The organism is Gabonia massiliensis, from assembly GCF_001403595.1.
In the GTDB taxonomy this organism is placed as follows: Bacteria; Bacteroidota; Bacteroidia; order Bacteroidales; family Coprobacteraceae; genus Coprobacter; species Coprobacter secundus.
Map to the genome: position 1 here is coordinate 19,355 of NZ_LN877936.1, position 26,049 is coordinate 45,403.

At 35.6% G+C, this 26,049-nt stretch carries 23 protein-coding genes and 1 pseudogene; 13 read left to right on the plus strand and 11 right to left on the minus strand.

The features are described 5' to 3' along the window. Positions 1-37 precede the first annotated feature (37 nt). The 3 genes from BN2628_RS00775 to BN2628_RS00785 are packed head-to-tail and all read right to left on the minus strand — an operon-like array spanning position 38 to position 2,426. Complete coding sequence (locus tag BN2628_RS00775; protein WP_055095617.1) at positions 38-1,054, minus strand: nucleoside hydrolase; 1,017 nt, start codon at positions 1,052-1,054, stop codon at positions 38-40. 9 nt (positions 1,055-1,063) lie between these two features. After that, positions 1,064-1,444: a MerR family transcriptional regulator gene (locus BN2628_RS00780; RefSeq protein WP_055095620.1), complete on the minus strand. Its 381-nt coding sequence runs from the start codon at positions 1,442-1,444 to the stop codon at positions 1,064-1,066. Positions 1,445-1,454: 10 nt separating this feature from the next. After that, a complete protein-coding gene (locus BN2628_RS00785) occupies positions 1,455-2,426 on the minus strand; it encodes a M23 family metallopeptidase (protein ID WP_044230607.1) in 972 nt (323 codons plus the stop codon). 206 nt (positions 2,427-2,632) lie between these two features. Between BN2628_RS00785 and alaS the strand changes: the two genes are divergently transcribed. After that, positions 2,633-5,257: an alanine--tRNA ligase gene (gene alaS / locus BN2628_RS00790; RefSeq protein ID WP_044230608.1), complete on the plus strand. Its 2,625-nt coding sequence runs from the start codon at positions 2,633-2,635 to the stop codon at positions 5,255-5,257. 524 nt (positions 5,258-5,781) lie between these two features. Here alaS and BN2628_RS00795 read toward each other — a convergent pair. After that, positions 5,782-6,324 carry an FKBP-type peptidyl-prolyl cis-trans isomerase gene (locus tag BN2628_RS00795; protein WP_044230609.1) on the minus strand — a complete coding sequence of 181 codons (543 nt, stop codon included), beginning with the start codon at positions 6,322-6,324 and terminating at the stop codon, positions 5,782-5,784. Positions 6,325-6,703: 379 nt separating this feature from the next. Here BN2628_RS00795 and BN2628_RS00800 point away from each other — a divergent pair, with 379 nt between their 5' ends. Further along, positions 6,704-7,981, plus strand: a complete 1,278-nt coding sequence (locus BN2628_RS00800) for a pseudouridine synthase (RefSeq protein WP_044230658.1) — start codon at positions 6,704-6,706, stop codon at positions 7,979-7,981. A gap of 83 nt (positions 7,982-8,064) precedes the next feature. Beyond that, on the plus strand, positions 8,065-9,471 hold the full coding sequence (gene asnS, locus BN2628_RS00805) for an asparagine--tRNA ligase (RefSeq protein ID WP_044230610.1): 1,407 nt from the start codon (positions 8,065-8,067) through the stop codon (positions 9,469-9,471). 55 nt (positions 9,472-9,526) lie between these two features. Here asnS and BN2628_RS00810 read toward each other — a convergent pair whose 3' ends face one another. Genes BN2628_RS00810 through BN2628_RS00830 form a run of 5 tightly spaced genes read right to left on the minus strand, consistent with a single transcriptional unit; the run spans position 9,527 to position 12,712 of the window. After that, positions 9,527-10,060, minus strand: a complete 534-nt coding sequence (locus BN2628_RS00810; protein WP_052431620.1) for a GNAT family N-acetyltransferase — start codon at positions 10,058-10,060, stop codon at positions 9,527-9,529. Continuing rightward, a complete protein-coding gene (locus BN2628_RS00815) occupies positions 10,026-10,811 on the minus strand; it encodes an energy transducer TonB family protein (protein WP_044230611.1) in 786 nt (261 codons plus the stop codon). The genes BN2628_RS00810 and BN2628_RS00815 overlap by 35 nt, the downstream gene beginning before the upstream one ends. Positions 10,812-10,828: 17 nt before the next feature. Then, entirely contained in the window at positions 10,829-11,251 is a 423-nt protein-coding gene (locus BN2628_RS00820) for an ExbD/TolR family protein (protein WP_044230612.1), read from the minus strand. 11 nt (positions 11,252-11,262) lie between these two features. Next, on the minus strand, positions 11,263-11,967 hold the full coding sequence (locus BN2628_RS00825; RefSeq protein ID WP_044230613.1) for a MotA/TolQ/ExbB proton channel family protein: 705 nt from the start codon (positions 11,965-11,967) through the stop codon (positions 11,263-11,265). 31 nt (positions 11,968-11,998) lie between these two features. Next, positions 11,999-12,712: a pyridoxine 5'-phosphate synthase gene (locus BN2628_RS00830; protein ID WP_044230614.1), complete on the minus strand. Its 714-nt coding sequence runs from the start codon at positions 12,710-12,712 to the stop codon at positions 11,999-12,001. A 187-nt stretch (positions 12,713-12,899) separates the two neighbouring features. Here BN2628_RS00830 and BN2628_RS00835 point away from each other — a divergent pair, with 187 nt between their 5' ends. Then, complete coding sequence (locus BN2628_RS00835) at positions 12,900-13,559, plus strand: CBS domain-containing protein (protein ID WP_044230660.1); 660 nt, start codon at positions 12,900-12,902, stop codon at positions 13,557-13,559. Positions 13,560-13,564: 5 nt separating this feature from the next. After that, complete coding sequence (locus BN2628_RS00840) at positions 13,565-14,437, plus strand: NAD kinase (protein ID WP_044230661.1); 873 nt, start codon at positions 13,565-13,567, stop codon at positions 14,435-14,437. A gap of 67 nt (positions 14,438-14,504) precedes the next feature. Here BN2628_RS00840 and BN2628_RS00845 read toward each other — a convergent pair whose 3' ends face one another. Together BN2628_RS00845 and BN2628_RS00850 are read right to left on the minus strand one after the other, a co-directional pair. Then, complete coding sequence (locus tag BN2628_RS00845; RefSeq protein WP_021930012.1) at positions 14,505-15,602, minus strand: PspC domain-containing protein; 1,098 nt, start codon at positions 15,600-15,602, stop codon at positions 14,505-14,507. Positions 15,603-15,618: 16 nt separating this feature from the next. Next, positions 15,619-15,966 (minus strand): PadR family transcriptional regulator, encoded by a 348-nt coding sequence (locus BN2628_RS00850; RefSeq protein WP_021930013.1) that lies wholly within the window; start codon positions 15,964-15,966, stop codon positions 15,619-15,621. Positions 15,967-16,100: 134 nt separating this feature from the next. On the opposite strand from BN2628_RS00850, the gene BN2628_RS00855 reads away from it, so the two are divergent. From BN2628_RS00855 to sufD, 8 genes and pseudogenes are all read left to right on the plus strand, one after another. Then, positions 16,101-16,811: a M48 family metallopeptidase gene (locus tag BN2628_RS00855; protein WP_055095624.1), complete on the plus strand. Its 711-nt coding sequence runs from the start codon at positions 16,101-16,103 to the stop codon at positions 16,809-16,811. A gap of 176 nt (positions 16,812-16,987) precedes the next feature. Continuing rightward, a complete protein-coding gene (gene rimP / locus BN2628_RS00860) occupies positions 16,988-17,455 on the plus strand; it encodes a ribosome assembly cofactor RimP (protein ID WP_021930015.1) in 468 nt (155 codons plus the stop codon). Between the two features lie 4 nt (positions 17,456-17,459). After that, a complete protein-coding gene (gene nusA / locus BN2628_RS00865) occupies positions 17,460-18,713 on the plus strand; it encodes a transcription termination factor NusA (protein WP_021930016.1) in 1,254 nt (417 codons plus the stop codon). A gap of 113 nt (positions 18,714-18,826) precedes the next feature. After that, entirely contained in the window at positions 18,827-21,721 is a 2,895-nt protein-coding gene (gene infB / locus BN2628_RS00870) for a translation initiation factor IF-2 (RefSeq protein ID WP_055095627.1), read from the plus strand. Between the two features lie 147 nt (positions 21,722-21,868). Further along, complete coding sequence (locus BN2628_RS00875; protein WP_055095628.1) at positions 21,869-22,384, plus strand: CvpA family protein; 516 nt, start codon at positions 21,869-21,871, stop codon at positions 22,382-22,384. Positions 22,385-22,512: 128 nt separating this feature from the next. Beyond that, a pseudogene (sufB, locus tag BN2628_RS00880) lies at positions 22,513-23,843 on the plus strand (Fe-S cluster assembly protein SufB); the annotation flags it as partial. Between the two features lie 26 nt (positions 23,844-23,869). After that, positions 23,870-24,622 (plus strand): Fe-S cluster assembly ATPase SufC, encoded by a 753-nt coding sequence (sufC, locus tag BN2628_RS00885; RefSeq protein ID WP_055095629.1) that lies wholly within the window; start codon positions 23,870-23,872, stop codon positions 24,620-24,622. Between the two features lie 76 nt (positions 24,623-24,698). After that, positions 24,699-26,042: a Fe-S cluster assembly protein SufD gene (sufD, locus tag BN2628_RS00890; RefSeq protein WP_055095662.1), complete on the plus strand. Its 1,344-nt coding sequence runs from the start codon at positions 24,699-24,701 to the stop codon at positions 26,040-26,042. Positions 26,043-26,049: the final 7 nt, after the last annotated feature.

A 26,049-nucleotide genomic window follows, 5' to 3' on the forward strand; every position in this document is an offset into this window, starting at 1 on the left:
TAAGGTTGTGTTTTTTTATATTTAGCTGGTATTTGCGTTATAAGCTGGATAAAATATTTTTTATTTTTAATGCCTGTTCTTTATTTACTGTTAAATAACGATGTTTCCCTTTAGGATTGACGATAAAAGTTGTTGCTCCGGTATTGTCAATATTCAAAGTTCCCCATTCAGAATTTCCAAAAAATTTTTTTTCTCTTTCAACAGCATAGAGTACTGCTGTTAAATCCCATGTTTGACGATCATATGGCATTTGCATATAATTTATATATCCAATGACTAATGGGTTAGGAGATTTCCATTTGAAGTCATTCTCAATAGACTGAGCTGGAAATAAGATAGCATCACCGACTTCGTAGGGCGAAATCATAATAGGGGTAGGCCATTCATTAATAAATTTTTGTGCAGATGGAATGTCGCAAAAGACGTTGAATTCTTTGTGGTTTTGATCTTTAATATTACCCATCATAGCAGATACATATTTTACTTTTTTTCTTACTAGTTCTGTTCCGGAGAGCGTAGAATATTTGTCTGCTGGAGAATTGAGTAATTGTGCTAAATTAGTAGAAAATCCGACAGAGATGATTATAACAGAACTATCTGGTTGCTCGGATAAAATTTTTCTATAAAGAGAGACTGATTTATAAAAATCATCATAGTTATTGATTGTGCGATTAAAAGCTAAACTCCCATTTTGCTTTAGTTCACATGCATGTCGAGTGAAGGGGGCATTGTTATCTTTGCTGGTCCCATTTTCGACAACTCCTATTGGAATATTATGACCATACCATGTATTCATTATATCTAGATATTCTGCGCAATATTTTCCTTTCTTGCTTGTGGGAATGGCTAATAAATTTATCTGTCCGTTTTCAATATATTTGTATAACATATCTAGAGCGAGAGCATCATCTATATCGTTACCCATATCTGTATCGAAAATAATGGATAAAGGAGTTTTATCAACAGAGGTATTATTTATTTGTTTTTTGTTACAACATCCTATGACTATTAAAGGAAATAAGAATAATACAGTTAAATAAAGTAGTGTTTTCATGGTTATTTTTTATATATTATGAGTATCGTCGGATTCAGAAATTTCTTCTATAACAGAAAATTCATCCCGTATAGCAATTAATTCTGATTTTATGTTTTTCAGATGGTGAATAATCTCGTGATTTCGTATGACACCATCTTTATTTTCTTTTAGTTTTTTTTTGGCTCCGCTTAATGTCAAGCCTTTTTCTTTGGTAAGATAATAAATAAGTCTAATATTTTCTATATCAACAGGAGAATAATACCGAGTACCTTTGCTTGATTTCCGAGGATTGATAATATCGAATTCTTTTTCCCAAAATCGAAGTAATGACTCGTTAACATTAAAATAATCAGCAACTTCACCGATAGTATAATATAGACGATGTTGATTGGTTTCGTTATTTTTCATTGTTTATAATTTAGTCCATTACACGTCCTTGATTACTTGCGATTTGAATCATCTTATCATAATCTTGAGGACTTAAATCAAAGAAATAATAATTGATTGGATTATCATGCTTTCCTTTATAAAGGACTTCGTAATGAAGATGTGGACCAGTCGATTTCCCTGTATTGCCAACCAGTCCGATTTCTTCTCCTCGTGAGACTTTTTGACCATTTTTTACTTTGATTGCACTTAGATGGGCATATCGAGTTTTGTAATCGTATCCGTGGTCAATGAGTATCGTGTTTCCGTAACCTTGTTTCCATCCGGTTTCTATGATTGTTCCATTCCCAGTAGCATATACAGGAGTCCCTATATCTGAAGCAAAATCCATTCCTGCATGAAATTTACGTGTATTATAAATAGGGTCGATGCGTAGCCCGTATCCAGATGCAGTTTTTTTTAAGTCTTTGTTTGAGATAGGTTGTATTGCAGGTATACTTTTTAGACGATCTTCTTGTTGCTGCCCTAGTTTTACTAATTCATCGATAGAATTACTTTGAACATATAGTTGGCGAGTTAATAGGTCGACTTTGCGAGTAGTAGATACAATTAGTTCTGCGTCACTTAGTTTCATTAATTCCTTGTACTGAGCTTCATTATTTAATCCGGCATTTCGAACGGCGGCATTTATAGGTTCGGCTTGTAATATGACACGATATAAATTGTCATCGCGTTGTTGTATATCGGACATTACCTTTAGGGCTTCATCCAATCGACGAGAAAGTAATTTATATTGAGCTTTTATTGTTTGATTTTCTTGTTTTAGTAACCGTTCTTGTGGAGAATCTATAAAATAGTTGAATATAGTAAAAATCAAAAATCCAATAATAATTCCTATTATTAAATGTCGTAATACGGTGAATATTTTTTTTCGAAAAGAAGGGTAAACTCTTTCATAGGAAAGTGTATTCGGATTATATATGTAAAAAATTTTTCGTTTCATTTTCAGTATGTTCCTAAATTGGGGACTTTAACTTGGAATAAATGACAAATATCGTATACCGATTAGAAAATTTTTATGCAACGATAGCCACAAAAATAATATTTTAGACTATTTTTGCAAACTGTTTTTCAGAATATTAATATACAGGAATGACTAAATATTAGTATTAGAAAAATTTTTCAATTGTAATTATTAAACGAACAGATATGCTTACAGCTAAAGAAATCCGAGAATCGTTCAAAGACTTTTTCAGATCGAAAGGACATCAAATTGTTCCTTCTGCACCTATGGTTATTAAAGATGATCCTACATTAATGTTTACTAATGCTGGGATGAATCAGTTTAAAGACATTATACTGGGAAATGTGCCAGCGCGTTATAAACGGGTAGCAGATTCTCAAAAATGTTTACGAGTAAGTGGAAAACACAATGATTTGGAAGAAGTAGGTTTAGATACATACCATCATACGATGTTTGAGATGCTAGGTAACTGGTCTTTTGGTGACTATTTTAAACAAGAGGCTATCGATTGGGCTTGGGAATATCTGGTAGATGTATTGAAGTTGAATCCAGAACGGTTGTATGCGACTGTTTTTGAAGGATATGTACCTGAAGGTCTTGAACGAGATAATGATGCTGCAGCATTTTGGGAAAAGCATTTACCGAAAGAACATATTATAAATGGAAATCGGCATGATAATTTCTGGGAGATGGGAGATACTGGTCCTTGTGGTCCTTGTTCGGAAGTCCATATTGATTTGAGAAGTGAAGAAGAAAGAGCAGAAATTGATGGACTGAAATTAGTGAATGCAGGGCATCCTCAGGTAATTGAAATTTGGAATCTTGTGTTTATGCAGTATAACCGTAAAGCAGACGGAACGTTAGAGCCACTACCCGCTAAAGTGATAGATACAGGTATGGGATTTGAACGTTTATGTATGGCTTTACAAGGGAAAAGATCAAATTATGACACCGATGTATTTCAGCCTATAATTGGTGCAATTGGAAAGTTATGCGGAAAGAAATATGGAGAAAACGGACAGGCTGATATTGCAATGCGTGTTATTGCTGACCATGTTCGAACTATTGCATTTTCTATTACAGATGGACAGTTACCGTCAAATGCAAAGGCTGGATATGTAATACGTCGTATATTACGTCGTGCTGTTCGGTATGGATATACTTTTTTAGGACAACATCAGGCGTTTATTTATACGTTGATACCTACGCTCATTGATACGATGGGTGATGCCTATCCTGAGTTGGTATCTCAACAAACGTTGATTGAGAAAGTGATAAAAGAAGAAGAGGAGTCTTTCTTACGAACACTTGAGACAGGTATTAAATTGTTGGATAAAGTCATGGAAGATACGACTGTTTCAGGGAGCAAATGTATCAGTGGTAAAGATGCGTTTACATTATATGATACTTACGGCTTCCCCCTTGATTTAACAGAACTTATTTTAAAAGAAAAGGGGCTGACGGTAGACATTGAGGAATTTAATATCCAGATGCAGCAACAAAAGGAAAGGGCTCGTAATGCTGCAGCTGTTGAGACAGGAGATTGGATAGTCGTCAGAGAAGGAGAACCCCATTTTGTTGGATATGACTTTACAGAATGCGATACAGAAATTTTACGTTATCGTAAAATAAAACAAAAAAATCAGGAATTGTATCAGATTGTTCTTGATAAAACTCCTTTTTATGCAGAAAGTGGTGGTCAGATAGGTGATAAGGGGACATTAATTAGTGAAAATGAGATTATTGAAATTGTAAATACAAAAAAAGAAAACAATTTAAGTGTACATATTGCCAATTGTCTTCCAAAAGATGTCACGGCAACATTTAGAGCTGCGATAAATAAAGATGCTCGTATTGCTACCGCGTGCAATCACTCGGCAACCCATTTGTTGCATGAAGCTTTGAGAGAGGTCTTAGGTACTCATGTAGAACAAAAAGGATCGTTGGTTACTCCGGATTCATTAAGATTCGATTTTTCTCATTTTCAGAAAGTCACCGATGAAGAGCTCCGTCGAGTAGAGAAACTGGCGAATATAAAAGTTCGACAAAGTATTCCATTAGAAGAACATCGTAATATGCCGATTGCTGAAGCTAGAGCAATGGGTGCGATGGCTTTGTTTGGTGAAAAATATGGAGAAGAAGTACGGGTAATTAAGTATGGGTCTTCTGTTGAATTGTGTGGAGGAACACATGTTAAAAATACGGGAAATATCGGAATGATACGTATTATATCAGAAAGCTCTATTGCCGCAGGAATACGACGAATAGAGGCCGTGACAGCAGCTAAAGCAGAAGAATTGGTAAATTTTCAACAGGATGTATTGAAAGAAATACGAAATGTATTTAATAATGCTCCTGATATTATGGTAGCTATACGCAAAGCAATAGAAGAAAATGATGAATTAAGAAAGCAGGCAGAAGACTATCTGAGAGAGAAAGTCGAGATTGTTAAAGACCAGTTGATTAAAAATATGGTCGATCGTTCTGGTGTGAAATTAATTCGATTCAATGCTATTATAATGCCTGAGATCGTTAAAGATGTTGCATTCAGAATAAGAGCACAAGTAACTGACCATTTGTTATTTGTTGCTGGTACAACTGAGCCATCTAGTGGAAAGCCACTTCTTACAGTTATGTTAAGTGATGATATGGTTACGGCAGGGTTGAATGCTTCAAAAATTGTTCGGGAAGCTGCTAAACAAATTCAAGGAGGAGGAGGAGGACAACCTCATTTTGCTCAGGCAGGAGGGAAAAATGCGGATGGAATTGTTGCTGCTATTGATAAAATAATAGAACTGGCAGAAATTTAGATGTTTAGATTTCAATTGATTTGTTTAAAGTTTTCTAGTATATTCTAAACTAATAACCATAAGAGAGGAGCTATCTTTAATTGTTTTGATACTCCTCTCTTATTTTTGCTAAATAGGTTTTAAAGATTTGAATCACTTCCAAAAGACAATGGCCAAATTCATCCGAAAGAAATCGGCATTTTCCCTTTTTTAAGATAGCACCTCAAATCTTCCAAGGCTAATATTCTCTCAAAAACTACAGTTCCCGAGTCTCCTTATCTTTGAGAAGGCCGAGGGTGTATGACGATAAAATATACAACAAAACAGAAGAGCTCTTTTGTCGGGAAATTCAAAGAGGATATTAATCAGATAGTGAGAGTAATGTTTTTGTAAAAGGAGTTTTTTATAATATAAAATCCTCTCCTATTTTAACCTTAATTCATTACAATACAAGGCAAGAAATAGGAGAGGACTTTGTATTGAAGTTTCAATCTATGAAATTTTCAACTTTTGATTTCCATTTAGAGAAGGCTTCTTCTTTATTTTTAATGGCAATTACTACTACCACAATCAGAATGGTTGCAGTTGCAACCCTCGCAGCCACCACAGGTTGGATGAAGTTCTTCGGGAGTGGCTTCCCGTACCAATTCAATGCTTCCGATAAAATGGAGATCTTCTCCGGCTAATGGATGATTAAAATCCATAACTACAATATCCTCCTTTACTTCAAGAACTGAACCATTTAATCTATTTCCATTTGAGTCCATCATAGGTACAGTATTCCCTTCGTAAATCATATCTTTATCGAAGACTCCGTTTACTTCGAAAATTTCTTTTCCAAGTTCTAATACGTGGTCTTTATCATATTCACCGTATGCATCATTACAAGGAATAATGAAATCAAATTTGTCTCCGGCTTTAAGGCCTTTTAATTTTTCTTCAAAAGCAGGAAGCATTTGGTCTGTGCCAAAAACAAATTTTAAAGGGTTTTCTTTGGTGGCTTTTTCCATCAATTCCTGTTCATTATTTTCTCCAACATAAAGATCATAAGTTGCCTCTACATATTGTCCGGGTTTGATAATTTCCATATTCGATATTTATTTTCTATATATTAATATTTTACAAAGCTACGAAAACTTTTTAGTTATCTTTTAATATGAAGGTTTTTTACTTTACTTTTTGATATTATTAATGGCCGACTCGAAAGAGACTTATACTAAAGAAACATTAAATAGGAAATTTATTATAATACCTTTTTAAAAACAAAAGTGAATTTATTTTGTTGTAATAGATGATTTATTATTTTTTATTTAAAAAATAAAGAAAATCATTGAAGATAGCTGATAATTCAAAAAACATTTGCATCTTTGCAAAAGATATTCTACCTTTCAATTTAGATTTAATTAATTGAAGGGAAAAGGCCGAGAGGCTCAACTCTGTAACTATTTAAAATTTATAATGTCTCCTATGGAAAGAGAAAACAAAGTAAGGCGCCCACGTATTGGTGAAAATAAGGGGTTAGCCGGCCGTGATGGTAACACAACAAGATACGAAAAAGTAGATTACTCGCGAAGAGACGAAAATTCGTATAATTCGGAACAACGTAAGCCACGTATAAATTTTAATAATGACCGGAATTATAATCGAACTTCGTACAGCAATGATTATAACCGTCGTTCGTATAATAATCGGCCTTCTTCCGGAAATTATAATCGAAATGAAATGACCGGAGAACGGAATTATAATACTGATCGCCCGTTTAATCGTCCTAGAAATTATAATAATGAGGGAGGTGGATATGGCAATATTGAGAGACCATATCGGCCGACAGGAAATCGTCCGTCATACGGAAATTCCAATAGTGGAAATCGTCCTTATAATAATAGAAATAATTATAATCGGAATAATGGGTATGGTTCAGGAAATAATCGACCATATGGAAATAATCGACCACAACACCGGAATGATAATGCATATAGTAACCCTCGGAAACGTATTATTTATGAAGAGGTAAATGTAGATCCTAATGAGCCGATTCGTTTAAATAAGTATATGGCAAATGCCGGAGTTTGTTCACGCCGAGAAGCTGATGAATATATCCAAGCTGGACAAGTAAAAGTTAATGGGGAAGTTGTGAGTGAATTAGGCACTAAGATTACGCGAAGTGATGTAGTTACTTTTCAAGATAAAGTTGTTACTCTTGAGCATAAAATATATGTCTTGTTGAATAAGCCAAAAGATTGTGTGACTACCTCTGATGATCCGCAAGGTCGTCTTACAGTCATGGATATTGTGAGAAATGCTTGTACAGAACGTATTTATCCTGTAGGACGTTTAGATAGAAATACAACAGGTGTACTTTTATTGACAAATGATGGGGATTTAGCTTCTAAACTGACGCATCCTAAATTTATAAAGAAAAAGATATACCATGTATGGACCGATAAGGATGTCAGTGAAGAAGACATGCAGAAGATTGCAGATGGAATTGAACTTGAGGATGGACCTATTCATGCCGATGCAGTCAGTTATGCTACTGATACGGATAAGAACCAAGTAGGTATTGAGATTCATTCAGGGCGTAATCGTATTGTCCGTCGTATTTTTGAAGCATTAGGCTATCGAGTAACTAAACTTGACAGGGTTTATTTTGCTGGCTTGACCAAAAAGAATCTGCAGCGTGGGCGTTGGCGTTATCTGACTCAGCAGGAAGTGGATATCCTGCATATGGGCTCTTTTGAATAATTAATATATCATATTGCTGCATTTATTATAATAGGCAACTAAAAGTCCGGATATAAGATTTGTAGTAGAAAAAACAAGTATGGATGGAAACAATAAGTAGAACTAAAATCGTTGATTTGTGCAGAAGTAAGGAGTTTGGCACAATCGTGAATGTAAAAGGATGGGTACGTACTCGACGTGGTAATAAACAGGTAAATTTTATTGCATTAAACGATGGATCAACGATAAATAATATGCAGATTGTCGTAGACTTGGTGCAGTTTGAAGAGGATACGTTGAAGTCAATTACTACAGGTGCATGTATTAGCGTGAATGGTGTTCTTACTGAATCTCAGGGAAAGGGGCAGTCTGTTGAAATTCTGGCTAAGGAAATAGAAATATATGGAAGTGCCGACCCACAGACATATCCATTGCAGAAAAAAGGTCATTCCATGGAATTTTTACGAGAGATAGCTCATTTACGTCCTCGGACTAATACTTTTGGAGCCGTCTTCCGCATGCGTCATAATATGGCAATTGCTATACATAAATTTTTCCATGATAGAGGTTTCTTTTATTTCCATACACCGATTATTACCGCATCAGATTGTGAGGGAGCTGGACAAATGTTTCAGGTGACGACGATGAATCTTTATGATTTGAAGAAAGATGATAAAGGCTCTATTAATTATGATAATGACTTTTTTGGTAAACAAGCAAGTCTGACTGTATCGGGACAACTGGAAGCAGAGTTAGCAGCAATGGCATTAGGTGCAGTATATACTTTTGGTCCGACTTTTCGTGCAGAAAATTCAAACACACCTCGACATTTGGCTGAGTTTTGGATGATTGAACCGGAAGTTGCGTTCAACGAAATCGGAGAAAATATGCAGTTGGCAGAAGAGTTTATTAAATATTGTGTTCAATGGGCGTTGGATAATTGTAAAGATGATTTGCAGTTCTTGAATGATATGTTTGATAAAGGTCTTATTGAGCGACTTCAGTCTGTTGTTGCAACGGAATTTAAAAGATTGACATATACGGAAGGAATTAAAATCCTTGAAGACGCTATTTCTTCGGGACATAATTTTGAATTTCCAGTTTATTGGGGAGCAGATCTTGCAGCTGAGCATGAGCGATATCTTGTTGAGGAGTATTTTAAACGGCCGGTAATTCTTACTGATTATCCGAAGGAGATAAAATCATTTTATATGAAGCAAAATGATGATGGAAAAACGGTACGTGCTATGGATGTACTTTTTCCAAAGATTGGAGAAATAATCGGTGGATCTCAGCGTGAAGAGAATTATGACAAATTAGTAACTCGAGCAAAGGAAATGGGAGTTCCAGATAAAGATATTTGGTGGTATCTTGATACCCGTCGTTTCGGGACAGCCCCTCATTCTGGATTTGGTCTCGGATTCGAACGATTGTTGCTTTTTGTTACAGGTATGACGAATATACGCGATGTAATACCTTTCCCCAGAACCCCCAAAAATGCTGAATTCTGAAAAATAATATTTGAATAAAAAGAGTGATAAGTCTAATGGAAAAATTTAGGGCTTATCACTCTTTTTTGTTATGATGAGGTGGAGTGTAAGATAGATATACCATATCGATACATTGTAATCCGTTATATTCATAGATAGGCTCGACATAGTTATTTTTGAAAAAGTCTTTAATAGTATAAACATATTCAAAACCAAACCTTTTGTAGAAGGAAATTTGGTAGAATTCTTCTTTATTTATACCTGGGCTTCCTGTACCTACCCAAATTTTGTCAGCGTTGCTATATAGTTCAAGAATTTTGGTCAATAAGATTGAGCCATATCCTTTTTTTTGTTGGTTATATAAGGTAGATAAGTTTTTCAGTTCAAATTCTTTGTCTCCGACAGATATTATTACTGCAGCAGATATTGCTTGCCCGTTAGAGGAAAGAACATAAAGCTCTCCTTTAAATAGATAACTCTGTATCATATTGACTGATGGGTCAGCGATAGAGAGAAGAGGAATAAATTGTTCTTTATCAAAAAGAATCTTCTGTATATTTATTGTACGGAGAATATTATCGTTGTTTGAAGTAGTATGTGATGGTTCCACTTTGATTCCCGGTATTATTAGATTTTGTAAAAACGGCCTTTTTAGCAGCATTTATAGCTTGTTGTCGTAAGGTTGAGTTTGATGCTGCTGAGCCTATTGAACCTTTGGTAATACTTGCAGCAATCACTTTACCCGCAGCATTTACTGTTATGGAAACAACAATAGTTCCCTCGTCATTACTGTTATCGTATCCGGGGCGGGGAAGAGAACCGAGAATACCCCGCCCACCTAAGTCATAATTACCATATCCAGGAGAACCAGATGTAGCACCGGAAGAAGAGTTCCCATTTACACTTCCTTGTATTCCAGAGCCAGAGGAAGAGCTCCCATGATTGTTGTTACTGCTTCCTTTACCTTTACTAAAAGCGTTTGCCACTTGATTCTTGATGCGATTATCTTCTTTAGGTTGAACAGGCTTTTGTTCTTCTTTTTTTATCTCTTTTTTTTCTGAATCTTTTTTCTTTTCTTCAGGAGGTGTTATTTGTATAGTTTCTTCTGTTTCTTGGGAAATGATTTCATTATCATCTATAGTTTCTTCAGGAGAATTTTTTTCTTGTGATTGGATATCAGAAGAAGAGTCAAGGGTACCTTGAGATTCACTTACCAATCCGACTTGTACCAATATTCCTTCCCCATCATCTGGTATTGACGGTTGAGAAAAGGTGACCAAAAAGAGAATTAAGATAAGTGTGACATGGAATATTACCGTACCACAAATACCGAATAATCTATTTTTTGAAGACTCTTTCACTCTTGACTATTTAGTGGTTAATTACCTTCTTTTATAGGACGGGTGGCCAATACCATCTTTAGTTTATTTTCGTTAGCGATGTTTAGTATTCTAACGATTTCACGATATGGAACTGATTCGTCAGCATAAAGTGCGACAAAAGTGTCCGGATCTTTTTGTCGGGTGTTTGCCATGAATGTTGTCAACTCTTCTATACTTGATAATTGGTGAGCACCATCATTTCCGAAAGAAACATAATAGTTGAGCTCTTTATCTATAGTGACTCGGGAGAGGGGTTTTGCTGCTGATTGTTGCTTACTTTGGGGTAGTAATACTTTTATTGAGTTTGGAAATACAATGGTAGAAGTTACCATAAAGAAGATGAGTAACAAGAAGATTACATCGGTCATCGACGCCATGCTGAATGAAGCTTCAATTTTGTTTCTTCGTTTTAAAGCCATAATTCACAGTTTTAATTGGCTGGTTCATTTAACAAGTCCATAAATTCCATGGTTTTAGCCTCAAGCTGGTTTACAACACCATCGACGCGTGCTACTAAATAATTATATGCAAAAAGTGCAATAATTCCTACAACTAAACCTGCGACTGTGGTCACCAAAGCTTCATAGATACCTCCAGATAAGGTCGTAATATCAGCACTTGACCCAGCTGCAGCCATATTATAAAAAGCCCTTACCATTCCGGTAACTGTACCTAAAAATCCCAGCATTGGAGCTCCTGCTGCGGCTGTTGCCAACCAAGGAAAACCTTTTTCAAGTTTTGCAACTTCTAAATTCCCTACATTTTCTATAGCGACAAGCACGTCGTTCATTGGGCGTCCAAGCCGAGAAATGCCCTTTTCAATCAGTCGTGCATAAGGAGTATTTGTTTTTCGGCATAAACCTAATGCAGAATCAATTTCTCCATCATGAATATAATCTTTTATTCTGTCCATAAAAGTATGGTCTTCTTTAGCGGCTTTACGTATTACAATAGTACGCTCTATGAAGATGTAAATAGCTAGTATTGAAAGAATAAGTAGAGGAATCATTATAATCCCTCCTTTGAGAGAAAGTTCCCACATATTTAAGTCGGCGGTGGTAGGAGTAATGTTCTCTGCTACTGTAGAAACAGGGGCAACCATATTGGCATCACCTAAAATTGATAATATGTTCATAATGGTAGTATTTTATTACTTCAAAATATTTTTATTTAAGACATTCTTTATATTGTCTGATTGTTTCTTGCAATCCGAGATAGAGGGCGTCTGAGACAAGTGCATGCCCGATTGACACTTCGTCTAAATATGGAATGTTAGCATGGAAAAAGTGTAGGTTTTTAAGGCTGAGATCATGGCCTGCGTTGATACCTAATCCCAACTTATGAGCAGTTTTTGCAGCTTCTATAAATGCTTCTATCGCTGTTTTAGGATTGGTTTCATATATAGATGCGTAAGGTTCGGTGTATAGTTCTATCCTGTCTGTCCCAGTTTTTGCTGCTTTTTCAATCAATTCTGTGTCTGTCCCTACAAATAAAGATGTTCTAATACCTGCTTGATTAAAGACATCTACGATTTCACTTAAAAAGTCGAAATGTTTATTTGTATCCCATCCTGAATTAGAAGTAATTGCATCAGGTGCATCTGGAACGAGAGTAACTTGTTCTGGTTTTACTTTGAGGACCAAATCAATAAATTTCTTTGAGGGATAGCCCTCTATATTAAATTCTGTTTTTATGACGGAGCGTAGAGCAAAGACGTCATCATAACGAATGTGTCTTTCATCAGGACGAGGATGTACAGTAATACCGTCGGCACCGAATATCTCACAGTCCATAGCTACTTTTGTTACATTTGGCACATTTCCACCTCGTGCATTTCGAAGAGTAGCTATTTTATTAATATTTACACTTAATTTGGTCATTTTTCCGTAATTAAAACTATCTCTTAAAAAGGTATGCAATGTTACTAAAAAAATATTTGTTTATCCGAATATTAATACTATTTTTTGTCTCAAAACATAAAATAAATAGATAAACAAATTTTTTTATGTACGTTTGTATATTGATTTTGTTGCAAAATTAATAGGATTTACCCAAAATTGGAGAGTTATGACAGCAAAAGATTTAATTTTAAATAGTATTCCTGTGTTAAATCCTGCTATGTATGTGTCGGACGCACTGTTGCGCATGGAAGAAGCAAAGTTAAGTTTTTTGCCTGTTACAGATGGAGATATTTACCTGGGAACGATTTGTGAAAAAAGTTTACATGATTTTGTTGATGTGCAGCAGCCAATAGGCACAGATTACCTTTCGTTTCCTTTTGTTAGGGACGAAAGCCATATTTTTGATGCTTTAAGCCAGATAACCCAATTGTCTATAGATATGTTACCTGTTATTTCATTTGATAATCGTTATTTGGGTGCTATAGGGAGAGAATCTTTGCTTAAACAGCTGTCTGTTGTGTGCAATACGAATCAGCAAGGAGCTGTTATATTGTTGGAAATGTATCCAGAAGATTATTCTCTTTCTGAACTGTCTCGGTTGGTTGAAGATAATAATTTTAAAGTTGTAAATCTTCTTACCTATCCCTATGAAAATACCGGCATGTTACGAGTAAATTTGAAAATAGATAGGGAAGATGCAACACCATTGTTGCGTTCACTTGAACGATTTAATTATAAAGTAGTATGTTGTTTTCAACAACAAGGATTTATAGACGAGACATTGCGTCAAAGATTAGATGAGTTGATGTACTATCTTGAAATGTAAAGATGATGAGAATAGCTGTTTTTGGAAATTTATATCAGGCGGAAAAGAGTGCCCAAGCAAGGAGATTATTTGATGCATTAGATCGATACGATGCTGAGATATTGGTGTGTGAAGATTTTTATCGCTTTCTTAATACTGTAATGAATATACATCCTCGTCATATAGGTCTGATATCAGATAGACGCTTTGAGGCGGATATGGCTCTGAGTATTGGGGGAGATGGGACATTTTTGAAAACGGCAGAGCGTGTAGGTGATAAAAATATACCCATAATTGGTATAAATACTGGACGATTAGGTTTTTTGGCTGATATCTCTGAAAATGAAATAGATGAAGTTGTTACTGAGATATTTGAAGGACATTATAGAATAGAAGAAAGAACTTTATTGCAAGTTGAGGCGGACTCTTTGCCTTCTGGATTTTGGCCTTATGCATTGAATGAAGTCGCGGTTCTCAAAAGAGATACATCTTCGATGATATCTATACATACTGATATGGATGGTGCCTTTTTGAATACATATCAAGCTGACGGATTAGTTGTGGCTACGCCTACAGGTTCTACAGCGTATGCATTGAGTGTGGGAGGTCCGGTGTTGGTTCCACAGGCATCTAATATTGTAATAGTGCCCGTTGCACCTCATAGCCTGAATGTACGTCCTTTAGTAGTGAATGATAGCTCAGTTGTTCAATTAAAGGTAGATAGTAGAAGCCATAATTTCTTGCTTAGTCTCGACGGTCGTTCGGTGATGATGAATATTTCCCAACATTTGACTATAAGAAAGGCTGCATATGCTATTCGAGTTATAAAACGATATAATCATTTTTTTATCGATACTTTGCGTAATAAATTGATGTGGGGTGCAGATAGGCGTAAATGAAACACAAATTCGGAAATTAATCATCATAGCGATTAGTTTCCGGATTCATGTGAAAGTTACATCTATATTATTTAAATAAAAATGGTATAATTTCAGCACTGAATATTGCTAGGGCAATGAATGAAATAATCCAAATAAAGCTAATGACATTTGTTGTTATTTTGGTTTGAGGAGTCCAGTTGAACATGCGCCCTAGCAATAAGCGTAAAAGTGCATAAAAAGGAATTCCTATTACGAGTAGAAGAGAAAGAAGAAATGCTTTGGGATGTTCTATTCCAGTAAGTATGTTCATTACAACAGGAGGAAGAGTTGTTCCATAAGTCGTTACCGTAAAATTTCCAAAAAGGAAAGAAAATATACTTACACCGATAGAAAATAAAATAATTAGCAAAATGAATCCTAAGCATCCACCAAATAATAAAAAGAGTGCTTTGAATAATCCTCTAATAATACATAAAAGCAAATCCCCCAAACGAGTGAAAAAAGAATCTGTTTTTCGTTCTATACCACTTAAATTTACTTCTGCCTTATCCATTTCTTCCTTTACAGCCTTTTTTATGTTCTCTATGGTAACAGGTTCCCCTTTCATTTCCAGCTTTTGGGCAGCGGTTCGAGCCTCAGGAATACATATCCAAAGTAACATGTAAATCAGTATTGCGGTTCCCCAGAAAAATGTCAATATGACAAATAATACACGAATGAATACAGGGTCGACATTTAGATAGCAGCCTATTCCAGAAGCAACACCACCTAAAATTCGATTTTCTCCATCTCTGAAAAGTCTTCTTTTAGTTTTTATTTCATTTTCATTAATTGGAGTTTCTATATTATTCCCTTTTTTCTCATCATATTGTTTGTTTTCTGAATCAAATTGTGTCTCAGAAGTTTCATCATCAATCATATCTCGGTCAAAATCTTCAGGATGCCCCATAATGGTAATGATTTCGTTTACTTCGCGAAGTGTTATAATTTGCATTCCGAAACGGAGACGTTCTTTAAATAATTCTGCTATGCGGGCTTCTATATCGCTTAAAATCTCTTCTGCTCCTTCTTCTTCAGAAAAATGGTTACGAAGAGAATTGAGATATTCTTGTAGACTTTCGTATGCGTCCTCATCAATATGGTATACTGTATTGTTGAGATTTACAGTGAGTGTTTTTTTCATATTTTGAAGTTTTATTTTATTTAGAATATATTTCTGGTTGTCTTTCCCTAATATGATTAACGACATTATTGAGCTCGTTCCAAGAATCTTCCAATTCTTTTAAAAAAAGTTTTCCTTTTGGGGTGAGCTCATAGTACTTGCGGGGTGGACCTTGTGTAGATTCCTCCCATTGATATGTCAATAATTCAGAGTTTTTTAGGCGAGTCAATAATGGGTACAAAGTACCTTCAACGACAATGAGTCGAGATTCTTTTAGTAAACGTATAATATCGGATACATATGCCCTTTGTTTATTTAAAATCAGTAAGGTACAATATTCAAGTATCCCTTTTCTCATTTGAGATTTTACATTTTCAGTATTCATATCCATTTTCATTTTCAATACAAAGATAGCAAAATGTATGGTACTATGTAATGCAAACTACCTTATAAATTGAAATATTGACAAAATATAACATTTAATGTAGTTTTATTCTGTATTTTAAGTATGTTTGCCAAATGGAAAGATATGTTTGGAAAGATAGAGAATTGGGAACAATAATGTTGAATGTGAGGATAACAGCCCGACATTTTATATTTAGGGTAAAGGATGGGGGTATTGTGGTTACAGTGCCTCCTTTCGCCAAGATTCAGGATATCTCGAAAGTTATAGATTCTAATAGATTGAAATTGCAAGTAATGTTGCAAGCGGCAAAGGCTCATAAGAATGTTTTTGATGAAGGAGATATAATTGTAACACATGATTTTATGGTTGTTTTTAATTATTTGCCGTCGTCCCAAATTGTGTATCGATTGCAAAATAAATGTCTATATATAGGATGTCCTTCGAAATTTGAAATGACTTCTCCTGATGTACAAAATATAATGATAAATGGTTTGAAAAAGTTTGTGAAAAGGTCGGCTGAAGCCTACTTGCCTTCTCGGATAGAAGAATTATCTGCATCTTTAAATCTGAGATATAATAAAGCTTCGGTTACATTTGGACGAAAAAGGCTTGGATGTTGTGATGCCAGGAAAAATATTAAGTTGTCTTATTATTTGATGTTTTTGCCAGATCATCTTATAGATTATGTTATATATCATGAATTAGCTCATTTGACAGAAATGAATCATGGAGAGTTTTTTCATTACTTATGTAATCGATACTGCAATGGAAGAGAACAGGAATTACGGAAAGAGCTTAGAGAGTTTCGATTTCCTATAGATTAAATGTTAAATAATATAAAATAATTATAATATAAGCCTGTTTATAGGTAGCTTCTTTTAAAATATGGAGCTTGGGTTTGGTGTAGTAACGGATATTTCGTATATTTGTACCCAGAAAAAAGGTGAAGATGGAGGGGGCAAGTTGTCCCCTCGTTTTATTCTGATACAGGAGAAAGTAGATGATAGAAAAGGGTATTGTTTATCAGTTAGTCAGGGAAGGCCTTGCAGGTACAGATTGTTTTATTGTTGATGTGCAGGTAAAGCCAGACAATGTAATTATCGTTGAGATTGATAATAAGGAAGGTGTTGATATTGACAGATGTGTTAGTTTGCATCGTTTTATTGAGTCACATTTAGACCGGGATACCGAAGACTATGAATTGGAAGTTGGGTCAGCTGGTATTACATCTCCATTTAAGGTCATTGAACAATATCAAAAAAATATTGGTAACGAAGTTGAGGTTTTGACTAAAGCAGGGATGAAATTGAATGGTATTTTAAAAAGTGTGTCAGATGACAAGTTTGTTATAACGATAATTAAGAAAGTAAAGACAGAGACAAGTAAGCGAAAAGTTGAAGTGGAAGAAGATTTGACTTTCGGTTATGATGAAATAAAGTATACAAAATATTTAATCAGATTCAAATAAGAGTATGGCCAAGAAAGAGGAAACAATCAGTATGGTTGACACGTTCTCCGAGTTTAAAGAGCTGAAGAACATAGACAGAACGACAATGATCAGTGTTCTAGAGGAATCGTTTCGGAATGTCTTATCAAAAATGTTCGGGACTGACGAAAATTTTGACGTGATTGTCAATCCAGATAAAGGTGATTTTGAGATATGGAGAAATCGTGAAGTTGTTGCTGATGAGGATGTTACCGATACAAACTTGCAAATTTCATTGTCTGAAGCTAAGAAAATAGATGAGGACTATGAAATAGGGGAAGAAGTTACAGATGAGGTATTCTTTGAAAAGTTTGGCCGTCGTGCAATTTTGAATCTTCGTCAGACACTGGCTTCAAAGATATTGGAGCTTCAAAAAGATAGTATTTATAATAAGTACAAAGATAAAATAGGCCAGATTATTAGTGCAGAAGTTTATCAAATATGGAAAAAAGAGATGCTTTTGCTTGATGATGAGGGCAATGAACTGCTATTACCTAAGACAGAACAAATCCCGACTGATTTCTATCGAAAAGGAGAGACTGTAAGAGCAGTTGTCGCTCGTGTGGACAATAAAAATAATAATCCCAAAATTATTATTTCGCGTACTTCACCTGTATTTTTACAGCGTCTTTTTGAACTTGAAGTGCCGGAAATACATGATGGGTTGATTTTGATTCGTAAAATTGCTCGTATACCTGGGGAACGAGCTAAAGTTGCAGTTGAATCATATGATGACCGTATTGATCCGGTAGGAGCATGTGTCGGTGTAAAAGGTTCTCGCATCCACGGTATTGTGAGAGAGTTGCGGAATGAAAATATCGATGTAATAAATTATACAAATAATATTTCGTTGTTTATTCAACGGGCTTTAAGTCCAGCGAAAATTTCGTCGATTCGTTTGAATGAAGAGGAACATAAAGCGGAAGTCTTTTTAAAACCAGAAGAGGTTTCTTTAGCTATCGGTAAGGGTGGATTAAATATTAAGTTGGCATGTATGCTTACAGAGTATACCATTGATGTTTATCGTGATATTGACGAAGGAGAAGAAGAAGATATCTATCTTGATGAATTTAAGGATGAGATAGATGGCTGGGTGATAGAAGCATTGAAGGCGATTGGTTGTGCTACGGCAAAAAGCGTATTGGCAACTCCTCGTGACGTATTAATAGAAAAGGCCGACTTGGAAGAAAGTACGGTTGATGAAGTAATCAATATTTTAAAAGCAGAATTTGAAGAATAATTAGATATATTTATTGGACTGTGAAGTCGGATAAGTTAATATTTAGGTAATATCTGTTATCTTACGGTTAATCGAAAAATTATTCTTCATTTTTTATAAACTAAAAACTAAGTATGTCAATAAGGTTAAATAAAGTAGCAAGAGATTTAAATGTGGGAATTCAGACGGCAGTCGATTTCTTACAAAAAAAAGGATTTTCGATTGAGTCTAATCCTAATACGAAAATCAGTGACGAACAGTATGCTTTACTCGTGAAAGAGTTTAGTAAAGATAAGAATTTGAAGATTGAGTCGGAGCGTATTAGCCAAGAACGTCACAATAAAGATAAAAATAAAGCTACTGTGTCTATCGATGGATATGAGGAACAACCCGCTATTGATAAAGAATTGGTTGAACCGCAAGAGATAAAAACAGAGATAGCAGAGGAGTATAAGCCTAAGATAAAGCAGGTTGGCAAGATTGATTTAGATAATCTTTATAAACCGGTTAGTGTTCAACCTGCGTCAATATCTGAACCGACATCAGATCCTGAACCTGAAGTCGTGGAGGAGCCAGAGGAAGAGGAACTTATTCAGCCTGAACCTGAAATCGAATCTGAACCGGAAGAAGAATCCGTTTTAGAGGCAGATGAAGAAATGGGGACAGAATTGGAAGAAGATTCTTATGAAGAGGAGGAAGAGGTTATTCCTGAAGAAATTGAAGAAGAGGAAAATGTAGAATTGGAAGAAGGAGAAGAAGAAGAAAAAGAAAAAGATTCTGAAATATTTACTCTTCGTACGCCTAAACTTACAACTAATATAAATGTTGTTGGAAAAATCGATCTGAATGCATTAAATCAGCAGACTCGCCCAAAGAAAAAAAGTAAAGAGGAAAAACGAAAAGAGAGAGAAGCTAAGGAGAAGATGCGTCAGGATCAAAAAAGGATGTCAAAGGCCGATGTAGATAATAGGGCAATAGATACTGATGTAGATAAAAAGAAACGTAAGCGTATAAAAAAGGAAAAAATAGATATAGAAAAGAGTGCTGCAGGAATAAGCCCGATACCTCGTCCTATACAACAAAAATCTAGTAATAAACAAAAACTTCGTAAGCCTGTAAAAGCAGAGATTAGTGAAGAAGATGTTCAGAAGCAGATCAAAGAAACATTAGCCCGATTGACAACAAAAGGACAGAAGAAGTCTGCTAAATGGAGGAAGGAAAAGAGAGAAGCATTCTCTTCTCGTGCTCAGGAACAGGCAGAACAGGAAATCGAAGAAAGCCATGTATTAAAGTTGACAGAGTTTGTTACAGCCAATGATCTAGCTGTAATGATGGACGTACCAGTGAATAATGTAATTGCTACATGTATGAGCATTGGTATCATGGTATCAATTAATCAACGTTTGGATGCTGAAACTATTAATATTGTTGCTGATGAGTTTGGATTTAGGACTGAATATGTAAGCGCAGAAGTTGTTGAAGCTATAAATGTTGAAGAGGATAGAGAAGAAGATTTGACTCAACGCCCACCGATTGTTACTGTCATGGGACATGTTGACCATGGTAAAACATCGTTGCTTGATTATATTCGGAATGCTAATGTTATTGCCGGTGAAGCGGGAGGAATTACCCAGCATATAGGAGCGTATAATGTAAAATTGGAGGATGGCCGTCGTATTACTTTCTTGGATACTCCAGGGCATGAAGCATTTACGGCTATGCGTGCCCGTGGTGCTAAGGTAACAGATATTGCTATTATTATCGTTGCTGCAGATGATAATGTAATGCCTCAAACTGTCGAAGCTATAAATCATGCTTCGGCTGCAGGTGTTCCTATTGTATTTGCAATTAATAAGATAGATAAGCCTTCGGCTAATCCAGATAAGATAAAAGAAGAACTTGCTAATATGAACTACCTCGTAGAAGAATGGGGAGGTAAATATCAATCTCAAGAAATATCTGCAAAGAAAGGTACGGGGGTACATGAGCTAATGGAAAAAGTCCTGTTAGAAGCTGAGCTACTTGATTTGAAGGCAAATCCTGATCGTCGTGCAACTGGTTCGGTGATAGAATCGACATTGGATAAAGGCCGAGGTTATGTTGCAACGATTTTGGTTGAAAATGGTACACTTCATACGGGAGATATTGTATTGGCTGGAACACATTATGGACGTGTTAAAGCAATGTTTAATGAACGTAATAGCAAAATTTCAGAAGCAGGACCTTCTGCTCCAGCTCTTATTTTAGGTTTGAACGGTGCTCCGCAGGCAGGAGATGTATTTCATGTCATGGAATCGGAACAAGAAGCCCGGGATATTGCGAATAAAAGAGAACAGTTGCAACGAGAACTTGGCTTACGTACGCATAAACTGTTAACATTAGATGATATAGGTCGTCGTATTGCTATTGGAAATTTCCAAGAATTGAATGTTATTGTAAAAGGTGATGTTGACGGTTCGGTAGAAGCATTAAGTGATTCGCTGATCAAGCTTTCCACGGAAGAAATTCAGGTAAATGTTTTGCATAAAGCCGTTGGGCAAATATCAGAATCAGATATTACTTTGGCAGCTGCATCGAACGCAATTATTATCGGATTCCAAGTCCGGCCTTCGATGGCTGCTCGTAAATTAGCAGAAAAAGAAGGGGTTGATATACGTCTGTATTCGATTATATATGATGCTATTGAAGAAGTAAAATCAGCAATGGAAGGTATGTTGTCTCCGGAAATAAAAGAGGAGATTACTGCTACAGTAGAAGTGCGAGAGACATTCCGTATTACTAAGGTTGGAACTGTTGCCGGATGTATGGTAAAAGAAGGTAAGATAAAACGGAGTAATAAGATACGGCTGATACGTGATGGTATTGTGATATATAGTGGAGAGTTAGGATCATTGAAACGTTTTAAAGACGATGTAAAAGAAGTAGCTACTGGATACGAATGCGGTTTGAATATAACAAATTATAATGATGTGAAAGTCGGTGACCTAATTGAAGCTTACGAAGAAGTCGAAGTAAAGAAAACATTATAATTTCCGGTTGAGGTGAAAGTGTACTTTAATTTATAAGTACTTTATAATATTTAGGAAAAACACAGACGTGTAAAGATGGCTAGTTATATAGAGTTCTCTTCAGCGCCTGTGTTTTTCTTATCTAAAAGACGTGGATAAAGAACAAAAATGCAATTTATTGATATACTGATATTAGTAATTATTTGCTTTGCAGCCATTCGAGGGTTTGCCCAAGGATTGGTACGTCAAATAGGATCATTAGGAGGTTTATTATTGGCTATATTAGGTGCTATTTATTTAAGTAAATTTACCGAAACATTACTTGTTGGCATCTTTAAATTGCCAGATTATGTATATCATCCGTTAGCGTGGTTACTGACGTTCTTAGTTATATATTTGTCTGTATGGACTTTGGCGTGGTTTTTGTTGCGTATGGTCCGATGGGCCCAATTAGGAGGGATTGATCGGATGAGTGGAATCGTTTTTTGTATATTTAAGTATGTTTTGGTATTAAGTGTAATATTAAACATTTTTGAACTTATTGATAGAGATTCTCGTCTTCTGAGTCAGAATAAGAAAGAAAATTCTTATTTTTATTCTCGAATAGCGAAAATTGCTCCATCTATATTCTCATTAGTTACTGATAAAGTGATGAGTAATGATTTAAAGTACGGAGAAAACTAAAACTGAGAGGTAGTTGTTACATAATAATATCTTTTGTATAGAGAGAAAATAGATTTTATGAAACAAGATAATTCAAATCAAATATTAGATGATGTCACATCTGGAGATTATAAGTATGGTTTTGTTANGTCTGATTTCTGAAAAAAAGAAAGAACCCGAGTGGTTGCTTGAGTTCAGGCTCAAAGCTTATGAATATTGGAAAACGTTAGAAATGCCACATTGGGCACATTTGAATATCCCAAGAATAGATTATCAGTCTATTAGTTATTATGCTGCTCCTAAAAAGAAGGAAGGTCCTAAAAGTCTGGATGAAGTAGATCCTGAATTATTAAAAACATTTAATAAGTTAGGAATTTCTTTGGAAGAACAGATGAAACTTTCTGGAATTGCTGTGGATGCTGTGATGGATAGTGTGTCGGTGAAGACGACATTCAGAGAAAAATTAGCCGAATTGGGAGTCATTTTTTGTTCATTTAGTGAAGCTGTAAAAGATTATCCTGATTTGGTGAAAAAGTATTTGGGTTCAGTAGTGTCTTATCGAGATAATTTTTTTGCAGCGTTGAATTCTGCAGTATTTAGTGACGGCTCTTTTGTTTACATTCCTAAAGGAGTACGGTGTCCTATGGAATTGTCAACATATTTTCGGATCAATGCCGCGAATACAGGTCAGTTTGAGAGGACTTTAATTGTTGCAGATGATGATAGTTACGTTAGTTATCTTGAAGGATGTACAGCTCCAATGAGAGATGAGAATCAGTTGCATGCTGCTATTGTCGAAATTGTGGTGCATGACCGGGCAGAAGTAAAATATTCTACTGTGCAAAATTGGTATCCTGGAGATAAGGAAGGAAATGGTGGAATATATAATTTCGTGACAAAGCGTGGATTGTGCAAAGGAGATCATTCAAAAATATCATGGACTCAAGTTGAGACAGGCTCTGCAATTACTTGGAAATATCCGAGTTGTATATTAGCAGGAGATGGCTCTGTTGGAGAATTTTATTCGGTGGCTGTGACAAATAATTATCAACAAGCTGATACAGGGACAAAGATGATACATATTGGGAAAAATACAAAGAGTACAATTGTTTCAAAAGGGATATCGGCGGGGCATAGTCAAAACAGCTATCGTGGGCTGGTGCGGGTAAGTACAAAGGCTGATAATGCTCGTAATTATACGCAATGTGACAGTTTATTGTTGAGTTCCACTTGTGGAGCACATACATTTCCTTATATGGATATTCGTAACAATACAGCAATAGTTGAGCATGAAGCTACAACTTCAAAAATAAGTGAAGATCAGATTTTTTATTGTAATCAACGAGGAATCAGTACCGAGGACGCTGTCGGACTTATTGTAAATGGTTATGCCAAAGAGGTAATGAACAAGTTGCCGATGGAATTTGCGGTCGAAGCTCAGAAACTACTACAGATTTCATTAGAAGGTTCTGTAGGATAAAGATAAAGAATAAAAAAAATATATATATGCTAGAAATAAAAGACCTGCATGCCGATATTAATGGCAAAGAGATATTGAAAGGGATTAATTTAACGGTTAAACCTGGAGAAGTACATGCAATTATGGGACCTAATGGTTCTGGTAAAAGTACGTTGTCTGCAGTTTTGACAGGTAACCCTGCGTATGAAGTTACAAAAGGTGCTGTTACTTTTTATGGTAAAGATTTGTTAGAGCTTTCTCCGGAAGATCGGGCTCATGAAGGAATATTTCTTAGTTTTCAATATCCTGTAGAAATTCCAGGGGTGAGTATGGTAAATTTTATGCGGGCTGCAATAAATGAGCAGAGAAAGTATCGAGGGCAGGAACCTATTTCTGCAACAGATTTTTTGCGAATGATGCGTGAAAAGCGGGCGATAGTTGATCTCGATAATAAATTAGCCAGTCGTTCAGTAAATGAGGGCTTTTCCGGTGGAGAAAAGAAGAGAAATGAAATTTTCCAAATGGCGATGCTTGAGCCTCGTTTATCTATTTTGGATGAAACAGATAGTGGGCTTGATATAGATGCTTTACGTATTGTTGCAGAAGGTGTAAATAAACTGAAGTCAGAGAAGAATGCAACGATAGTTATTACTCATTATCAACGTTTACTTGATTACATTGCTCCAGACTTTGTGCATGTTCTGTATAAAGGTCGTATTGTGAAATCCGGAGGTCCCGAACTTGCTCTTGAGTTGGAGGAAAAAGGATATGACTGGATAAAGAAAGAAATAGATCAATAACAGGGATATTAAAATATAAGGAAAATATGCCGGAAGGTATATCGAAGATGTATTTGTATCTATCATATAGATGAAAATGAGTGCCGAGAAACAATATATTGAATTATATGAAAGATTTGCATCATTGATTGATGCAAAATCTGCTCCTGTACTTAATGCACAGCGTATCGACGCTATATCTGTGTTTAAAAAAATGGGCTTTCCTAAAATTACGTCGGAAAATTATAAACATACAGACATTCCAACGGCTTATGCTCCTGATTATGGGCTGAACTTGAACCGGTTGGATATTCCTGTGAATCCATATGAGGTTTTCCGTTGCGATGTCCCTAATTTAAGTACACTATTATATTTTATTGTAAATGATAGTTTCTATACATATCATGAGAATAAAGCCCGGCTTCCAGAAGGTGTGTTGGTCGGAAGTTTGAGAGAATTAGCTTTGTCGCACCCAGAATTAATAGAGAAATATTATAATAAAATTGCTGATAACTCCAAAGATGGGACTGTTGCATTAAATACGGCATTAGCGCAAGATGGTTTCTGCCTGTATGTCCCTCAACGAACCATATTAGAAAAGCCATTGCAGCTAATCAATATACTAAGAGGTGAGAGTGATTTTATGGTAAATAGACGTTTGCTGGTCATTTTAGAAGAAGGGGCTCAAGCAAAACTCCTGGTGTGTGATCATACGATGGATAATGCGAAATTTTTGGCATCTCAGGTGACAGAAATTTATGCAGGTAAGAATTCCGTATTCGATTTTTATGATATGGAAGAGTCTACCCTTACTACGACAAGAGTGGCATCTACATTCGTTAGGCAGGAAGCAGGATCAAATGTACTAGTTAATGGAATTACTTTGCACAATGGAGTTACTCGGAATAATTATTATATAACCCTTATGGGAGAAAATGCCGAAACTAACCTTTGTGGAATGGCCATTGCCGATAGGAAAGAATCGGTCGATAATTATACATTTATTGATCATGCTGTTCCTTTTTGTCATAGTAATGAGTTATTTAAATATGTAATTGATGATGACGCACAAGGCTCATTCAGTGGTAGAATATTGGTTCGGACAGATGCGCAAAAAACAGTTGCGTATCAGAGTAATAAAAATTTATGTGTTACACCGGAAGCTAGGATGTTTACAAAACCTCAGTTAGAGATTTATGCTGATGATGTAAAATGTAGTCATGGGGCTACAGTCGGGCAACTTGATCAGAATGCGTTGTTTTATTTACGTTCTCGAGGGATATCTGAGTCAGAGGCAAAGATGTTGTTAATGTTTGCTTTTACTAACGATGTAATTGAGAATATTCGTTTAGATGCGTTGAAAGACAGATTGAGGCAGTTGGTAGAAAAGCGTTTCCGGGGGGAATTGTCTAAATGTGCAGGATGTGGAGTGTGTCGATAAAAATATA

Excerpts from the sequence above, each read along its gene's own strand:
- BN2628_RS00775 (WP_055095617.1), bottom strand. The coding sequence starts at position 1,054 with ATGAAAACACTACTTTATTTAACTGTATTATTCTTATTTCCTTTAATA.
- BN2628_RS00780 (WP_055095620.1), bottom strand. The coding sequence starts at position 1,444 with ATGAAAAATAACGAAACCAATCAACATCGTCTATATTATACTATCGGT.
- BN2628_RS00785 (WP_044230607.1), bottom strand. The coding sequence starts at position 2,426 with ATGAAACGAAAAATTTTTTACATATATAATCCGAATACACTTTCCTAT.
- alaS (WP_044230608.1), top strand. The coding sequence starts at position 2,633 with ATGCTTACAGCTAAAGAAATCCGAGAATCGTTCAAAGACTTTTTCAGA.
- BN2628_RS00795 (WP_044230609.1), bottom strand. The coding sequence starts at position 6,324 with ATGGAAATTATCAAACCCGGACAATATGTAGAGGCAACTTATGATCTT.
- BN2628_RS00800 (WP_044230658.1), top strand. The coding sequence starts at position 6,704 with ATGGAAAGAGAAAACAAAGTAAGGCGCCCACGTATTGGTGAAAATAAG.
- asnS (WP_044230610.1), top strand. The coding sequence starts at position 8,065 with ATGGAAACAATAAGTAGAACTAAAATCGTTGATTTGTGCAGAAGTAAG.
- BN2628_RS00820 (WP_044230612.1), bottom strand. The coding sequence starts at position 11,251 with ATGGCTTTAAAACGAAGAAACAAAATTGAAGCTTCATTCAGCATGGCG.
- BN2628_RS00825 (WP_044230613.1), bottom strand. The coding sequence starts at position 11,967 with ATGAACATATTATCAATTTTAGGTGATGCCAATATGGTTGCCCCTGTT.
- BN2628_RS00830 (WP_044230614.1), bottom strand. The coding sequence starts at position 12,712 with ATGACCAAATTAAGTGTAAATATTAATAAAATAGCTACTCTTCGAAAT.
- BN2628_RS00835 (WP_044230660.1), top strand. The coding sequence starts at position 12,900 with ATGACAGCAAAAGATTTAATTTTAAATAGTATTCCTGTGTTAAATCCT.
- BN2628_RS00840 (WP_044230661.1), top strand. The coding sequence starts at position 13,565 with ATGAGAATAGCTGTTTTTGGAAATTTATATCAGGCGGAAAAGAGTGCC.
- BN2628_RS00845 (WP_021930012.1), bottom strand. The coding sequence starts at position 15,602 with ATGAAAAAAACACTCACTGTAAATCTCAACAATACAGTATACCATATT.
- BN2628_RS00850 (WP_021930013.1), bottom strand. The coding sequence starts at position 15,966 with ATGAATACTGAAAATGTAAAATCTCAAATGAGAAAAGGGATACTTGAA.
- BN2628_RS00855 (WP_055095624.1), top strand. The coding sequence starts at position 16,101 with ATGGAAAGATATGTTTGGAAAGATAGAGAATTGGGAACAATAATGTTG.
- rimP (WP_021930015.1), top strand. The coding sequence starts at position 16,988 with ATGATAGAAAAGGGTATTGTTTATCAGTTAGTCAGGGAAGGCCTTGCA.
- nusA (WP_021930016.1), top strand. The coding sequence starts at position 17,460 with ATGGCCAAGAAAGAGGAAACAATCAGTATGGTTGACACGTTCTCCGAG.
- infB (WP_055095627.1), top strand. The coding sequence starts at position 18,827 with ATGTCAATAAGGTTAAATAAAGTAGCAAGAGATTTAAATGTGGGAATT.
- BN2628_RS00875 (WP_055095628.1), top strand. The coding sequence starts at position 21,869 with ATGCAATTTATTGATATACTGATATTAGTAATTATTTGCTTTGCAGCC.
- sufC (WP_055095629.1), top strand. The coding sequence starts at position 23,870 with ATGCTAGAAATAAAAGACCTGCATGCCGATATTAATGGCAAAGAGATA.
- sufD (WP_055095662.1), top strand. The coding sequence starts at position 24,699 with ATGAGTGCCGAGAAACAATATATTGAATTATATGAAAGATTTGCATCA.